Annotated in this window: 17 protein-coding genes; 5 read left to right on the top strand and 12 right to left on the bottom strand. The window is 35.9% G+C overall.

Annotation, left to right across the window (positions count from 1 at the left end; genetic code table 11):
• The first annotated feature begins 33 nt into the window (after positions 1-33).
• Complete coding sequence (locus FBR08_RS12810; RefSeq protein ID WP_158963080.1) at positions 34-258, top strand: hypothetical protein; 225 nt, start codon at positions 34-36, stop codon at positions 256-258.
• A gap of 39 nt (positions 259-297) precedes the next feature.
• On the opposite strand, the gene FBR08_RS12805 is transcribed toward FBR08_RS12810, so the two are convergent.
• The 12 genes from FBR08_RS12805 to FBR08_RS12750 all read right to left on the bottom strand — a co-directional run bounded on the left by FBR08_RS12805 (position 298) and on the right by FBR08_RS12750 (position 11,945).
• Positions 298-912 carry a class I SAM-dependent methyltransferase gene (locus FBR08_RS12805; protein WP_158963079.1) on the bottom strand — a complete coding sequence of 205 codons (615 nt, stop codon included), beginning with the start codon at positions 910-912 and terminating at the stop codon, positions 298-300.
• A gap of 5 nt (positions 913-917) precedes the next feature.
• On the bottom strand, positions 918-1,235 hold the full coding sequence (locus FBR08_RS12800) for a rhodanese-like domain-containing protein (protein ID WP_158963078.1): 318 nt from the start codon (positions 1,233-1,235) through the stop codon (positions 918-920).
• 238 nt (positions 1,236-1,473) lie between these two features.
• Positions 1,474-2,490: an SWIM zinc finger family protein gene (locus FBR08_RS12795; RefSeq protein WP_158963077.1), complete on the bottom strand. Its 1,017-nt coding sequence runs from the start codon at positions 2,488-2,490 to the stop codon at positions 1,474-1,476.
• Positions 2,491-2,571: 81 nt separating this feature from the next.
• On the bottom strand, positions 2,572-2,991 hold the full coding sequence (locus FBR08_RS12790) for a nucleoside 2-deoxyribosyltransferase (RefSeq protein WP_158963076.1): 420 nt from the start codon (positions 2,989-2,991) through the stop codon (positions 2,572-2,574).
• A 167-nt stretch (positions 2,992-3,158) separates the two neighbouring features.
• A complete protein-coding gene (locus tag FBR08_RS12785) occupies positions 3,159-3,383 on the bottom strand; it encodes a hypothetical protein (RefSeq protein WP_158963075.1) in 225 nt (74 codons plus the stop codon).
• Positions 3,384-3,492: 109 nt separating this feature from the next.
• On the bottom strand, positions 3,493-4,200 hold the full coding sequence (locus FBR08_RS12780; protein WP_158963074.1) for a hypothetical protein: 708 nt from the start codon (positions 4,198-4,200) through the stop codon (positions 3,493-3,495).
• 43 nt (positions 4,201-4,243) lie between these two features.
• Positions 4,244-4,765, bottom strand: coding sequence for a hypothetical protein (locus tag FBR08_RS12775; protein ID WP_233266114.1), 522 nt, complete (start codon positions 4,763-4,765; stop codon positions 4,244-4,246).
• A 133-nt stretch (positions 4,766-4,898) separates the two neighbouring features.
• Positions 4,899-5,591 (bottom strand): hypothetical protein, encoded by a 693-nt coding sequence (locus tag FBR08_RS12770; RefSeq protein ID WP_233266113.1) that lies wholly within the window; start codon positions 5,589-5,591, stop codon positions 4,899-4,901.
• 79 nt (positions 5,592-5,670) lie between these two features.
• Positions 5,671-6,333, bottom strand: a complete 663-nt coding sequence (locus FBR08_RS12765; protein ID WP_158963072.1) for a hypothetical protein — start codon at positions 6,331-6,333, stop codon at positions 5,671-5,673.
• Positions 6,334-6,393: 60 nt separating this feature from the next.
• Complete coding sequence (locus FBR08_RS12760) at positions 6,394-6,786, bottom strand: hypothetical protein (RefSeq protein WP_158963071.1); 393 nt, start codon at positions 6,784-6,786, stop codon at positions 6,394-6,396.
• Positions 6,787-6,788: 2 nt separating this feature from the next.
• The gene (locus FBR08_RS12755; RefSeq protein WP_158963070.1) at positions 6,789-7,331 is read right to left on the bottom strand and encodes a hypothetical protein; all 543 of its coding nucleotides are present in this window, start codon (positions 7,329-7,331) and stop codon (positions 6,789-6,791) included.
• Positions 7,332-7,532: 201 nt separating this feature from the next.
• A complete protein-coding gene (locus FBR08_RS12750; protein WP_233266112.1) occupies positions 7,533-11,945 on the bottom strand; it encodes a translocation/assembly module TamB domain-containing protein in 4,413 nt (1,470 codons plus the stop codon).
• Positions 11,946-12,155: 210 nt separating this feature from the next.
• On the opposite strand from FBR08_RS12750, the gene tsaD reads away from it, so the two are divergent.
• The 4 genes from tsaD to FBR08_RS12730 are packed head-to-tail and all read left to right on the top strand — an operon-like array spanning position 12,156 to position 16,176.
• The gene (tsaD, locus tag FBR08_RS12745) at positions 12,156-13,178 is read left to right on the top strand and encodes a tRNA (adenosine(37)-N6)-threonylcarbamoyltransferase complex transferase subunit TsaD (RefSeq protein ID WP_158963069.1); all 1,023 of its coding nucleotides are present in this window, start codon (positions 12,156-12,158) and stop codon (positions 13,176-13,178) included.
• 11 nt (positions 13,179-13,189) lie between these two features.
• Complete coding sequence (locus tag FBR08_RS12740) at positions 13,190-13,897, top strand: 16S rRNA (uracil(1498)-N(3))-methyltransferase (RefSeq protein ID WP_158963068.1); 708 nt, start codon at positions 13,190-13,192, stop codon at positions 13,895-13,897.
• A gap of 11 nt (positions 13,898-13,908) precedes the next feature.
• Positions 13,909-14,997: an AI-2E family transporter gene (locus FBR08_RS12735; protein ID WP_233266111.1), complete on the top strand. Its 1,089-nt coding sequence runs from the start codon at positions 13,909-13,911 to the stop codon at positions 14,995-14,997.
• Positions 14,998-16,176, top strand: a complete 1,179-nt coding sequence (locus FBR08_RS12730; RefSeq protein ID WP_158963067.1) for a class I SAM-dependent methyltransferase — start codon at positions 14,998-15,000, stop codon at positions 16,174-16,176.
• The last annotated feature ends 5 nt before the right edge of the window (positions 16,177-16,181 follow it).

Here is a 16,181-nt window from a genome sequence, read left to right as displayed (position 1 = left end):
TTCAACCAAAAAAGTGCAATTAATTGTAGTATTATGAAATTAAGACCTATTCGTACGGAAGAAGATTACCACATGGCTATGATCAAAGTACAACTATTAGAAGGTAGTCCACAAAATAAAGATACTGTAGATGAACTAGAGGTATTGCAAATTCTAATTGAAAAATACGAGCGAGACAACGCTCCGATGGGCATGCCCGATCCAATTGACAGTATCAAAATTTACAATCAATACTTCTCCGATGAGAAAGAAGAATAAAAGAAAAACCAACCGTCATGCTAACGGTTGGTTTTTCTTTTATTTTTTTTGTCCCATCAATCGAATAACCGCTCCAGTCCCTTGATGAAAGTGTCCTTCTCGTAACTCGACTTCTTTTTCTTGTGCTAAATGAAATTGAAAAGAGGGAAAATCTTCCATCAACTGTTCTAACGGATAAAGCATTTCAAGTTCTCCAGGTCCGCCTATACTTCCTTTCGTTCTTTGCTCTATTTGTTTAGGGGAGAACGCTTCTAGAATAAGCATCCCTCCAAATTTTAGAGCTTGTGCCAAATGGCGGTGATACGCTCGACGCTTCTCCTGAGGAAAATGAGCATAAATCAAAACAAGTCCATCGTATTGGGCTTCGTTACTGGGCCAATCTTCTACAGTACAAACGTCATACTGTAATTCTACCCCTTGTTTAGAAGCTAATCGCATGGCTTTTTTCTTTGCTTCTGTACTTAAATCAAATGCATCAACCGTATAGCCCAATGTGGCGGCATAAACAGCATTTCTTCCTTCTCCTTCGGCTACAAACAACATTTTTTTGCCTTGTCCATCCAACGGCAATACTTCTTTTAGAAAAGCATTAGGTTCTATTCCATATACATAATCTTCTTGTTTATACCGCTCTTCCCAAAATTGTTGACTCATCTCTACTACTTTAATTGATTGATTACCTTGCGAACGCCTCCTCCATTATATACCTTTTGATAGCCCAACTGTTCCAATACTCTTTTGGCTTGTTGACTTCGTATACCACTTCTACAGAAGACGATTAAAGGGGTTTCCTTGCTATATCGATCACTTCTAGCAACCAATTGATCTAAGGGAATATTAACAGCTTTATTTGCGCTCCCACTGAGGTATTCTCCTTGAGTTCGAACGTCAATTAAAATCGCTCCTTCTTGCACTAAGGTTGCCAATGAAGTTTTATCCTCAGCTAAACCGAATATGTTTTTTAACCACTGTAACATTGTGTTTTATTTTGGGACGAAGATATTTCCTTTTCTGAAATCCTACAGTAACTTAAGTTACACCATTCTATTTTTTAATGAACTCATCTTGACTTTCTCTAATTGGTTAAAAAATTATTCTTTTGAGCCTGCTTTTTGCCATTTTTTCATTCCGTAACCCTGCTATGCAATTAAAAAATGCCTTTAATCAGTCTCAAAATAACTAATTTTCACTTCAATCAAAAAAATCAAGATGAGTTCAATCTTTAATGGCAAAAAAAGGATATACTTCTTCATAAAAATCATGCGTTAATGCCACATCGCGAATAAAACTGACAAAATCCATTTTGAAATCGTATCGCGTATGTGTCGTTTGAAGGACACTTGGCTGTAAAGCGAAAGCAAAATCTTTTTGTTGTTCAAGGTTTACATGATCATAAATATGCTTTAATAGCACGGTATCCACCGTTCGCGTGTTGCTATTTTCAATAAAAACACGATGCATCAACTGTTTGACCTGTTCTTGCCATACGCTCTGATTTTGGGTATTATTCAACGTCAACGCAAACCAAGTACTATAACTTTGATAAAAATCGGTAAATTTCTTGCTGTGATGAGAGATTCGTCTATCAAACGCTTGTATATCCAACATGATTTTTGAAAAGAGTTCATAAGCAATGGGCTTATCGATATTCACGGTTATAAAATCATTCACCGGTTCAAAAGCAATAGCCAGCGTATCCAATATTTTTTTAATCTTTACTCCTTCTAATGTTTTGCGTCTACCCGCTACAGCCTTAAACGTTTGCTGCATGATTTCCTCTACATATTCTACCGTATAATCTACTTTTTCTTGAGAAAAGGTAACGATAAACTGTTGTTCCAAGGTTTTATTTTTCTTAAATACTTCTACCAACCACTGCGCCAGTACTTCTTTACTTTGCTCTTGTACCAACACAGTACTCACCGTTTGTTTTGCCTTTGCTCTACTCTTTTTCACCAATTGAGTGGGTGCAACTTTCAATCCCTTTTGAGTGATTTGCAACAATACAGCCCCCTGATGAATACAAAGTCCACTTGTAGTTCCACAATCACAAGTCAGTTGTTTTATTTGTTGGTCGTCTAAATGAATTTGTACATCATAGGTTTCTTCCCCTTCATCGACAAAGGCCACAAAATGCCCCGCATCTTCCTCATCCAACTCGCGTACTTCCACTGCTTTAATTTGAGCTTTCTCTTTTGCTGTAAGTTGCTTCAGTCGTTCTTGTATATTCATTTCGTTTATTGTTTATCCAGTGCCTTTGCACCAATTTCAATCAGTTCCTCCCGCGTCAAAAATTGATTCAAATACACATCTTCATTTCTTGTTTAGCGTTTGTGTTACTACTGCTAAAACTTGCTTTAATTGGCGGGCTAAATCATCGGTATCTTGATACACAATTTGATAATCACTCAATCCCGCTAAAGTAGTAGAATGTGCTGCACTTTGTTTACGCAAATATACAACGGGTTTCTTTAAGGCTTTTGCATACCCTGCTTCTATCCCGATTCCAATGCCTTTATCTGTAGTTTCTGCCAGCAGAAGCACACTGTTTTCAATATCCTGCATGGCTTGTTGCATCATTTCTTTTTCTTGTTGTGCAGTAAATATATAATGCTCCACAAACACCCAAGGTTGATACTGATGTTCCAATAAAACGTTTTTAATGGTTTGTAATTCTTGCTCAAGAATTTTTCTCAAAGCAAAACTACAGGAAATATAAACTTGGTTGTTCATGGTTTGAAATTGTATTTTGATACAGTTTTGATTCTCTTTGTATTGAATAATCTGCGAGTAACAGCAAACTGCTTACTCCCCCCCCCTTTGATCTATAGACGGGTTTTCTTCTTTTATAATTAGGCGTACGGACGGCAAGTCCGCACGATCAGAGTAAATGTTGACAATTACTTTTCTTCTAGCGGTCTAATTGGCAACAAAGCTCCGTCTTGTAAATTCCAATACTTTTTTACTAAATCAGCATGTGGATAGAATTTTAAGTTATTCTCAAAATAATAGACTCCATCGGATTTCACAGTAATAATTGTATCGTTATACTCCAACAGAAAAGCAAAAATATAGGGAATAGGATCATCATTTTTTAATATCCTACTTTGATTAATATCTTTCATCAAAATTTTTATTGAGATCACTTTTCTATCCATTTTTTGTAAACATTACCTATTCCTTTTAGGTGATGGTATACTAGCGCTAGAAGGATACTTACTGCTTACTCCTCTTCTATACATGATATTTATTTAAAAATCGTACTTTAATTTCACTCAAATCAAAGTACGCTTCCTGATAACTTTTCTCTCTCAATACATTAGTTAGAAAAACTAGATTATCTTTATCATGATCAATTAATTCAGCTATAAAATCCAAGTATGACTCCTTAGCAGTTATCCTATATAAAGAAATACTTGCTAAAATTTGCTCTGATTGAAAATAATCTTTTGTATTCACGACCCTATTAAAAGAGCGAACAATTTCTTCGATATAATAATACTTAATAGTATTAGCGATATAGTTAATAGCTCCCAAAACGACATAGTTTTCATCTTTCGCCTGCTTTTCTATGATATTCAAAACTTTTAAATAATTAATATTTAGAGACCAATCTGTTGCAAAATACAATAGATCTGAAATAAACGCTGTATCCTCATGATCTAAATTCTCATTAATAAAAAGCTCTAAATAGGCTTTATCGTTATCATCAAACAAAATATACGTACTCAAAAATAAATCTACTAAGTCCTTATCTTTTAAACTTAGCATTTGCTTTATTTCATTCAAATTGATTTTAGTATCCGAATAACAAAACGCATGAATGATAGTATAAGCTTCTTTCCACGATAAAATATCAATTTTAGGTATTTTTTTTACAAAATCATCTTTTTTCATTGCTTTTATATTGTCTTGAGGCTTTTTATTCTGTTGTTTTCCCACTTGCTTTTGATTTTTCTTAGCTGTTAATTTTTCATATCCGCCCTTATATGCTAATCTCTATTGCGTATATTTTTTTTGTTCGTGAATCCAAAATAAACATTTGAGCTAATTCAGGCATTTCTAATGAAGGATAATAATAAAAGGCATAATAAACCCACGGGGACTCCACAAGTTGCCGTAATTCTTTCAACTTCTCAGTTCGTATTTCATTTCCGTCTTCATAACTTAAACACAGCAGAAATAACTCTTCTAAGTATTCACTAGGTGGTCCTTGTTTCCAATCGATTTTTTGCCATGAATGAGTTTCATTTTTACGAGGTATAATTTTAGCTGTTGGGTATAAAAAGTCCGTAACAACCTTTGGAGATACGCTGTATTCTTCTACTATAAACCCCTCTCCAAATCCTCCAAACTGATGATAACTGTCTAGCAATTTTATTTCTTTTGCCTCTATATTCAACATGTGGAGTATATCGGATTGAAAGGCCTTTCTTTGACAGGATATACCCATGAGTATTCCTATAACATAGATCCAAATTCTATATCGCATCTTTCCTTGTTTCATCCTCTCAATTTAATTCAGGCAACATAGCTACAATTCACTTTAAATCACAAGCAACTGCATCCTCTGCAACTAACAATCGTTTTACTTCTACATTAACTATTTGATTTAAAGACCACTAAAACCTGAATTACTATTACTTTTCATAGCCATATCGATTTAAAATTCGATAATATTTAGGTCCAGGCTGCTTTTTTGAACGATAGTCTCCTTGCGTCAGGAGTTCTATTTCATCGGGCTGAAGCAACCCTCCAAAATCACGAGCTTTATATACCTGCAATAAATCAAATTCGTATACCTCATTCTCCTTTATTTCTCTCCATCTCCTCTTCTTTCTTTCTCTAACCAAAACAGCAAGTTCCGGTGCGATTACATCCAATGTATCTTTTCCATTTATTCCCTTTAAGTGGTAATATCCGTTCTTAGAATTAATTTCTGTTATATGCAAATCAATGATTAGAAACACATAAGCGGAAGAAAACAGTTCTTTTTTCCTGGGATGAGAACCTGCCAAAACCTCTATTTCAACGAACGCATCCTTTGGCTCATGTAGCAGTTTTATACGTTGTGTTTCCTCTTCCCAAGATAACCACTGTTTATTCCGTTGATACCATTTTTTCCAGTCTTTTAAGTTCTTTTTCGTCAGGTAATAATCTATATCAACTGAAAAATCACAATCTACTTCAATCCCCGTCAATCGTACCATTTGGGTAATTTCATCCATTTGTAAGGGACTTCTCTTTTTGTAAAAATTTTCAATTTTATCGTATCGTTCTTGAAAGTCACGACACGCTTTTACATCCAATTGCTTCGTTGATTTACACCCCATTAGCAAACACAGACAAATAACTATAAGTATAGATTTCACGGTTACTCTTTTTCTTATTTACATCCAACAAACTTGTCAATCAAGGTTGTTCAAATCCAAATTTTATTTTTGTGATGACATGATCAGTAAGGGTACAGGTTAAAAAATAGGCTGGCATATTATATCGCTTTAAAAAAGAAGACTGACGATAATCATCGATTCGATACGTTATTTGATTTTCTTCTTGATCATAAGCACTGCCTTTAATTTCGACTAATTCCGCTAGAGAGAGTCCCAATTTTAAACCACTGCCTAGTACAAAAAACGACTCATCAACTTTTACCTCCCCTTTTGTTTGTCCTAAGTCTTTCGTATACCCTATTTCAAAGCAATCAAAAGCATAAGCCATAGCCCCCTCGTATTGATAAGCGAGCAAATAACTTGTATGGTCCTGATTGACAAAGACAAAAACAGGACTTTCTCTCAGTTTTTCTACAACGTTTTGGTCTTTTTTTTGAAGCATCCCTTGTACTATGCCATTGAAATCTCTTAACGCTAAACGGTTATTTACAAGTGTATCTGGCACAAAATGAACGGCCTGAACAACAGCGGTAGAATCTATCTGTTTTGTTTTACTCACATCGAGAGAAATTCCTTTTGAATTCCCTTCTGTTGTCCAACAAGAAGACAGCATTACACCACAGCCAATCCCCAAAAGGAGAAACTTCAAGCTTACTTTTATCCGACTACCTCTACGAATCATCTGAGCAAATATTACAATCTTTTAAACCTTATTTTAATTCGCTAAATAGCCATGAACAGCCTATTTTACTTTATAATATTTGTATTGATCATCCAATACAAATTTCGATTTCACCCATTTACCTTTTTCCAAATAACGCAATGATAGTCGTTTTAAATAATCATCTTCGATAGCCGTTTTGAATAATTTTTGTTCGTAATAATCATCTGATTCTTCATAGGAACCTTTTTCATAAATCATTAAAAAATCATCCTCAAAATAGTATGTACCATAATACGTTTCTTCCATTTCACAGCTGTAAAATTCAAATGTATCCGCTGTGACAAAACGATATTGATTCACACAATTCTCTGCTATTACACATTGCCATTTTGTTCCTTCTAAATCGTGTTTCGCTTCTTGAGCTAGGCTATTTAGCGTAAACAAACACAGCATTAAGCTCCTTATTTTCATTGTCAATTGCGCTTAAAAAAAACTACTAACTCTTCTTCCTTCTCTTTATAATTCGAGGAAGGTACGTGCTGCCCCTCTTTCAACCAGTAGATCAAGTTCTGTTTATCAAAATAAAACTGCTGAACTAAACTGTCGCTAATGGTCGTGGTTTGGTTTATTCCTAAAGGTTCCTCATAGACAAAAGTCTTCTCTTCTATCAACACGGGTAAACCATTTTTTTGGTAGAGTATAAGATGCTTTCTCCCAGTTTCTCCATAATAATCCATTTCCATTTTTACTGTATCTTTTTCTATATAAAAGCACCTGATCTCGCCCCCTTCTGCAGATTCAAAACTATCGCGTTGACGCATTGTCAATTTCTCTTTGAAAGATGCTACCTCTTGTTTATATTCTTCAATTTGTTTCACTTTATCCATTGTATCTAACAACTGATATTCAACCTTCTGAACCAATCCCACTTGTTTTTTCACTTTACCACACCCCATTACCAATACGGATACAAGCACTAAAATCAACACCCAGTTACTTCTCAAATCTCTATACATTTACGTCTATCAATTACTTTTATTGAAGGAAAATCAGCCATCTTCCTCTCCTTGAAAGATAATACTATTCCTTAAAAAAATTAACATTTTTAATTCTTTATTAGGTTGAAACATTTTAGTCAAAAAAGGGTAAAAAACAAACAAGGCAATATAGATTTCTATATTGCCTTGCCTATCCTATTATTTTAAAGTTGACTTTATTTACTGCCCCGAAGGCGTACTTCCACTTTTTCTCCTTGTTTCGTAAAAGCGAATAAACTCCTGACTATAATCGGAATCTGGTAGGTCTTCCGCTCGGTTATTGGTTGATTCTTTTTCTTCTTTTTTCTTCTTTTTCTTTTCTGATTGATTTAAAAATTTGGCAATCAATTCCTTCATCGTATCAAAATCCACCTCATAGGACAGTCCTACCCCTTGGGTATAGCCAATGCCCTCTCCAATATAGTTGATGTCATTTTCTCGGTTAAAGAAGCGCGCATTTAGTGTACCTTCTTCGTTGATGCGCAGTAGCACTTCTACATCTCCTACAATCACCGATTGCTCCACTCCTCCTACAGGTACGCCTAATTTTCCGTTTACTGAAATGCGATCATTTACCTTGGTGGTAAAAGTAACCCCTAAACGCCCTTCCGTTTGTGTATATGGATTTCGCTCTCCTTGAGCGTAATTCAATCCGACTTTAAACTTATCATCTACATCTGAGAATAAATCATCGAAAATACTACTCGCGCGTTCAAATAAACTTCCCGCTAAAGCAGAAGAAGAGTTATCCGACGAGAAGAAGGATCCCGTAGCCAATAAAGCCATTGCCTGTCTTTCACGGGTATCGCGATCACTCAATTTATAGTCCAATTCAGACTTCACAACCGAACTCACCGTTGGGAAATTAATATCGAAATCCACCTCTGGATTGCTCAAACTTCCATTCAATACGATGGCCACATCGGTAGGTACTTTTCTGTTAATGATGGAGTTGTCAATAATCACACTTGGATTCGCCTCGGTGTGATAAATGGCCTGTAAATCCAAGATGGCATTCATCGGGTTACCATCCCAGCGAATGGTTCCGTATTTTTTCACGACAAATTTCTTGTCGATTAACCCCCCATATTTGAAGTTGTATTCCCCTTCATACGCTTGGAAATCCCCCCACATATTGAACTTACCAAGGGTATTGATCTCCATGGTAATAAATCCAGCTCCTTTTCCGCGCATGGCGTGTCCAGATTCTCGATCGAGGATAATTTCAATTTCCGCCTCTGGCGTTACGTAAAACTCAAAATCCAACTCAATTCCACTATTGCGGTATTTATAAGGATCGTAATCGTTTCCTGTCAGGCGCAATTTCTTTTCTTGAGGAGATAAGAAGTGAATAAAGTTATTCTCTCCTGTACTTTGTGCTTCTTTCAGTGGAATTTTAATAGAGGTTCCCTTGTTGGAAGTTGCATTAATATTAATACTCAACATTTCTATCGGTCCTACGATATCTGCTTTTCCGTTGATGTAAGCCGTTCCATAGTACAAACTGCCTTCTGCGTATTGCGTATCCAAAGCCAATAAATTCGTTGAGGAAAGCGATAGATTCATCACCCAATCTTTGAATATCTTATGGGAGACGTTTCCATCCACTAACCCCCTTGTTTTGTATTTGGTATCGGTCAATCCAGCCTTGCGAAGGATAAACTGTTTGGTTGTTATGTCCAAAGGTGTTTCTTGATCAAAAGCATAGCTCACCCCAGTGAACTTCGACTTGAATTTAGTATCATTTAAATACAAGCGTCCGTTGACATCTGGATTTTTGGCTGTCCCTAAGAATGAAATTTTACCAAAAGCCGTTCCGGTCATATCACTGGCTACACTACTCAAAAAGGGTGCAATGGTACGCAATGGAAAATCAGTCAATCCGGATTCCATGTTGAAATGCGTTTGTTTATTGATTACATCGATATCCCCATTCAAGTAAAATCGCTCTCGTTCGTCGTCGTCCATCAAACTAGAGTGAACGGTAAATTTCTCTAATTTCTTATCTCCATCCACTTTGAAGAACATATCGCCCAAGTAGACGTTATTAATCAATAGGGAATCAATACTAATATTCGCCTGTGGATGATATACATCTTTCATTTGAGAGAAATTTACCTCTCCGTCAATTTTACCGCCAAAAGATAGATTCTCAATATCGGGTGTAATTTTATTCAAATCTACATTTCCGAAAGACAAATTCAATTTCTTATACGTAGAATCGCGCATGACCCCACTTAAATTAACCATTTGCTTGTTGTGTGAAATGGCTAAGGAATCAATGGTAAAATCCATCAGTTTTTTATTGAACACCAATTTATTGGCTTTGTCGTTATTCTCATTGATACTCCACTGAAAATCTTTGAAGAACACGTCTGATTTCTTGAATCCCACTACGGAGAGTTTTTCTTCGTTAATGGTGTGATACAAGTTCAATTCGTACTTATCTTTTAAGTTTTTACCCCCTTTAAATTCTGAACGCACAAACAACGTATCATTGTGGGTTAAGTTCAGCAAGTTAAAATCAGAAATATCGTAGAAATTCGTGTGTACACTATCAATCGATACATAGGTATTGTAAATGGGATTGGAATTATTGACATTCAACAAAATATTGAATAATTCCACTCCATTCACGGCAATACTTGGCGAATCGAAATTGAGTTTAAACAAATTCTCATCACTGTCAATTTCTCCATCTACGTGTGTACGTTCATTTAAGGTTAATTGGGGCAAGAAAACCTCAATCAAGCGATTGTGTACGGTAATATCAAAATCAACATATTGTCCTTTTTTCGTTTTATAAGGAGAGTAGTTCGTATACAAACTACCCAAAGCATTCGTAAACAGCATTTTAGATTCACCAAATAAGAATTTTCCTTTGATGTACCCTTGAATGGCTTCTTTAGAATTTAGTTTCAACAAGCGCTCATTATCTTCTGTAAAAGTAGATTCAATCGAAAATTCTTCAAATACATAATGGTCTTTACTGTTGTCGTAAATGGCATTATTCACTGTAAAGACTCCTTCTAAATCTTCTATGTTATTTCCTTTCGCTTTGAACTCGAAATCCCCTGTAAACTTAGATAAGGTATCATTGACAAACCCTAAAGCGTATAAATCGGCATAGTCAATCTGGGCCACGAAATCGTAGTTCTTTTCTTTAGTACTTAAGTCAATTGTTCCGTTGAAGTCGAGTTTCGCATTGGGATCGGCACTGTGTAATAGACCGCGATAATACGGCATTTTCATTAACCCATCTACTGCCAATTGGGTGTATTTATACTTGCCGAAAACAAAAGAGAAAATATCCCCTTTTACTGAGGTATTTAGTGATTTTTGATTGAATCCATGTCCATCTACATACAAATCAAAAGAGGTCAATCCAAATTGTTTATTGTCGATAAAATGACCTAAATCAAAGTGATCTAACTTTATATTTCCCTTATATGTAGCATGATTTGGATCATTCAACTGTTGAATGGCTATTTTGGCATTTCCCTTTCCGATGGAAGTTACGAGTTCTATATCCGTATCTAAGGTGCGCTTGGTCAACTCAATGTTTCCAACAATATTAACCAAGCCCAAGCCCTCCAATGCTGTAGGCAAGGTTTTGCCTAGTAAATCGGGCATTAAAGCCACTAAATTATAACGTGTCGTTTGCAAACGAGATAAATCTGCACGCATCCAAAACGGTTGGTGATCATCAAAGACATTTCGGAAAGCAAAGTGACCAATAATTTGCGAATTATTTTCATCTACCAAATTTGCACCTTCTAGCACAAAATCATTCATCACCCCTTTCATGTACCCTTTGAAATACACTTCTTTATTGGAAGCAAATTCATGGGCAAATACATTGATATCAGATGAATTTAATTTGGCTTTATTGATTTGAAAATCCCATTTTACCTTATCGACAAAATACTTCATATCGCCAGGCTCATAACTCAAGTTCAGCTGTCCTTCAATATCCGATTGATCCGTTACTAACTTCAAATCTTTCAATCCGATACTCGTTTGAGTATGAGAAAAATCCGCGGTCAAATTTTGTACATTCATTCCCCAGTGATCTTGGAAACTCACATTTTTCACTAAACCGTAAATTTCTGGACCTTTGATAAAGAAATTGTCCACTTGCCCTTGTAGGTTTCTAAAATCAACGGCAACTTTTACCTTGGTATTATCATCTGAGATAATTAATTGAGAATTTTTAATAAAGATACGAGAGGCTTTCAATCGAAACTTTCCTTCTCCTGGTTGGCCATCGTCAAAAACGGCAATAAGTTGATCTAAATTTGTTAGTTCAGCCCCTTCATACTTGTGAATATTCATGTACAAACCCTTGATTCGGCTTGTTCCCAAATATACTTTTCCTTCTCGCAATGCATTTAAATCAGCCAAACGCGTTTGAAAATGATCAATTCCAATTAAAATATTATGATGATCATCTCTTGCCTCTACTCCTCTAAGGTGAATGACTCCTAAAAAATCAATAGACAAACGATCAATATAGAAATCCGTTCCAAATTTCTCATTTACTTTTTCCGTTGCATAGCGTGCCAAATAGCTTTGAACAAAAGGTAACATCATAGACCCTATTGCCAATATTAGCAAGCAGAATACAGCCAAAAGCAGGCGAAAAACTATTTTTTTAAATTTTTTGATAACTATTAATGTTTTAAATTTGCCTTTAAAATCTTCTTTTCTTTACTACCTGAGTATAAGCAACAAATTTAATTAATTTTTAGGAGTGATTGACAAGAAAACGAAGATATAAATTAGCTTTAAATTAAATTAAACATGTCCATAAAACCCACGTATATATTAGCGATCGAAAGTTCTTGTGACGATACTGCTGCTGCTGTTTTAGCGGATAATAAAGTATGGTCTAACGTAGTAGCTCGTCAAGAGATACACGAAGAATACGGTGGTGTTGTTCCGGAGCTAGCCTCTCGAGCACACCAACAGAACATTGTACCTGTGGTCGATATTGCATTAAAAAAAGCGGGGATTACCAAAGAAGACCTCCATGGCATTGCCTTTACCCAAGGTCCCGGTTTAATGGGATCGCTTTTGGTAGGGGGATCATTTGCCAAATCCTTAGCCTTAGCATTGGATATTCCTCTGATTGCCGTGAATCACATGCACGCTCATATCCTTTGCCATTTTATCGCAGAAAGTGGCTATGATCAACCGACATTTCCCTTTTTAGCCTTGACAATTTCAGGTGGACATACGCAGATTGTGCAAGTGAATAGTTTTTTTGACTTAAAGGTATTGGGAGAAACGACCGATGATGCGGTAGGAGAAGCTTTTGATAAATCCGCAAAAATTTTGGGTTTTCCTTATCCTGGTGGTCCTTTGATTGACAAATATGCCAAGGAAGGTAATCCAAAAGCCTATCCTTTTACCAAACCTAAAGTGGAGGGATTAAACTTTAGTTTTAGTGGTTTAAAGACGCAATTTTTATATTTCATACAAAAACAAGTGGCGGAAAACCCAAACTTTATTGAAGAAAATAAGGCTGACATCTGTGCCTCGATTCAACATACCATCATCAAAATATTGATGGATAAGTTGAAACTAGCCGTCGAAACAACGGGAATTACTCAGATTGCCATTGGCGGAGGAGTATCGGCAAACTCAGGCATACGCGCCACTTTACAAGAAGCAGAAAAAAAATACAAGTGGAAAACCTATATTCCCAAATTCGAATATACAACCGACAACGCAGCTATGATTGGCATAGTGGGCTACTACCGTTATAGAGAATCCCTTTTTGCTGACTCTTCTGTTGTATCTAAAGCTAGAATTGAATTTTAAGGTCTTACGTTATGCAATTATTTTACTCCCCCTCCATTGATAAGGAACAAGCTACTTTCACTTTTGACAAAGATGAAAGTAAACACATTATACGCGTTTTACGCAAAAAAGAAGGAGATACCCTTTTTGTTACCAATGGTCATGGAACCTTGTTTGAAACTAAAATTTCCTTGGCTTCTGACCGCAGTTGTTTAACGGATATCACGGGATATACAGACCAGGTCCAAACGCCTTTTCGCCTGCATTTGGCAGTTGCTCCAACCAAGATGAACGAGCGTTATGAATGGTTTTTAGAGAAAGCAACTGAAATAGGCATTCACGAGATTACCCCTATTATTTGTGATCATTCGGAACGCAAAGTAGTAAAAATGGAGCGATTTGAAAAGATTATTCAATCGGCCATGAAGCAATCCCTTCAGTATCATCTGCCAAAATTAAATGATCCCATCACTTTAAAAGATTTTTTAAAACAAAATCATCAAGGGGCGTTGTATATTGCCCATTGCGAGGATGACAAAGAAAAAGAACTACTCAAAAACAGCATACAACCTCAAGAAAATTATCTCTTATTGGTTGGGCCTGAGGGTGATTTTTCTTTAACAGAGATTAAATTAGCTTTAGAAAAAGGTTTTAAACCTGTATCTTTAGGACATACAAGATTGAGAACAGAAACAGCTGCTCTTGTTGCTTGTCATAGTTTTGTATTCGCGAACGAATAAATGATTGCATATTGAAAGCCAAAGAAATTTCCAAAGGTATTATACGCGCCGTTCTCATTTTAAGTGGGATTGCGTTGAGCGTAGGGTTGTTATATCAAATCCGAACATTGTTTATCTATATTGCCTTAGCTTTCGTCTTAGCCTTAATAGGTAAACCTGTAGTAGATTTTCTACATCAAAAATGCAAGGTAAAAAAGATGTTAGCAATTAGCCTGACAATGAGTGTATTCATTGCGATTTTCATTGGTTTTTCTTTTATGTTTGTACCGTTATTTACCACACAAGCGAAGAATCTATCGGTTTTAAATACAGCACAGCTACAACAAGATTTCACAGGTTTAATTCACAAAATCGACCTTTATCTAGATGCTAAAGGGATTAGTTTAGACAAAGTTGTAGAAGAATCTCATCTAAAATCACAGTTTAACCTCGATTTTGTTCCCAATCTCCTCAATACACTGATCAGTATGTTGAGCGATATCGGTATTGGACTATTTTCTGTTTTGTTTATTGCCTTTTTCTTTCTGAAAGATCAAATTGTTTTGGAATATCAGTTTAAAAAGCTGTTTTCTAAAAAACACGAGAACAAAGTATTAAATTCCATCAACAAGATCAACAACCTCCTCTCTCGCTATTTTTTAGGGCTTTGTGTACAAATGTTTGTTATCTATGTTTTAGCCTTAACCGTATTGCTTATTTTTGGTGTTAATGGAGCTGCAACAATCGCTTTCTTATGCGCTATCCTCAATATCATCCCTTATATTGGTCCTCTAATTGGCAACATCTTAGCGGTCGTTTTCACTATGTTAACCTACATAGGTGATGATTTTATCGAAGTAACTATACCCAAAGCGATATCGGTAATGATTGGATTTTTAATTGTTCAATTGATTGACAATGTCGTCAACCAACCTTTGATTTTCTCCAATAGCGTAAAGTCCCATCCGTTGGAAATCTTTGTTGTTATCTTAGCGAGCGGTATGTTTAGTGGAATTTTCGGTATGATTGCCGCTGTTCCTCTCTATACCTGCTTAAAAGTAATTGGCAAGGAATTTTTCCCCAATGTTCGATTTATTCAAGTACTTACCAAAAAATTATAAGTGGATATTCAACTTTTATTACAGCCTGAAGTTCAAGCCTACATCAAAGCACATGGTCAAGATAATATAGCTGATTTGGCCTTTAAAAAGAATCCTTTTCCTGCTATTCCCCTGGCGGATATATTGACGCAAATCGAGAGTAAGCAGAAGTCCAAACACAAGTTGTCGAAATGGTATAACACAGATGCTATTGTTTTTCCGTCCAAGCTATCTATTGAACAAACGTCTTCAGAGGAGTGTGCCGCTTATAAAGCCTCTTTAGTAGAGGGCGATACTTTAATTGATTTAACGGGTGGATTTGGCATTGATTGCTACTATTTTGCACAACGCATCAAAGCGGTAACCCATTGTGAGATACAGCCTGAATTGAGTGCTATTGTACAGCATAATAACCGACAATTACAACAGGATAATGTTACGTGCATTGCAGGAGATAGTTTAGTATACTTAGCCAATAGCAAGCAGCAATTTGATTATATCTACCTGGATCCAGCTCGAAGAAATCAACAGAAAGAAAAAGTTTTTTTCTTGAGTGATTGTACACCTAATATTGTAGAACACCTCGATTTACTTTTAGCACATACCTCAACGGTTTTAATGAAAACATCGCCGCTTTTAGACCTCCAAGCAGGATTAAGCGAACTTAAATTTGTGCGAGAAATTCACATTGTAGCCTTGCAAAATGAGGTAAAAGAATTGTTGTGGGTTATCGATAAAGACTATGTAGGATCCATCCAGTTAATTGCTGTTAACCTAACCAAAACACAGCAACAACTTACTTCAATACCCTGGTCGGACGAATCTGAAGCTACTTTTTCTGAACCACAAACCTATTTGTACGAGCCCCATAGTGCTTTGTTAAAAACGGGAAAATTCAATGCGATTAGCGCGTATTTTAAAGTAAATAAACTGCACCAACACAGTCAATTATACACCAGTGAGGAATTGGTAGACTTCTCGGGCAGACGCTTTAAAATAAAGCATCATTTACCTTATAATAAAGCTACAGCCAAAGAATATTTACAACAACAAAAAGCGAATGTTACCGTGCGTAATTTCCCAATAAAAGTGGACGAACTACGCAAAAAATGGAAAATCAAAGATGGAGGTGATGTCTATATTTTCTTTACAACCACCTTATCCAATCAAAAAGTATTTTTGATTGCTGAACCCGTATAAAGATT

The sequence above is a fragment of the Myroides fluvii genome (assembly GCF_009792295.1).
Taxonomy (GTDB): Bacteria; Bacteroidota; Bacteroidia; order Flavobacteriales; family Flavobacteriaceae; genus Flavobacterium; species Flavobacterium fluvii_A.
This window is presented reverse-complemented; position numbering and strand designations above follow the sequence as displayed.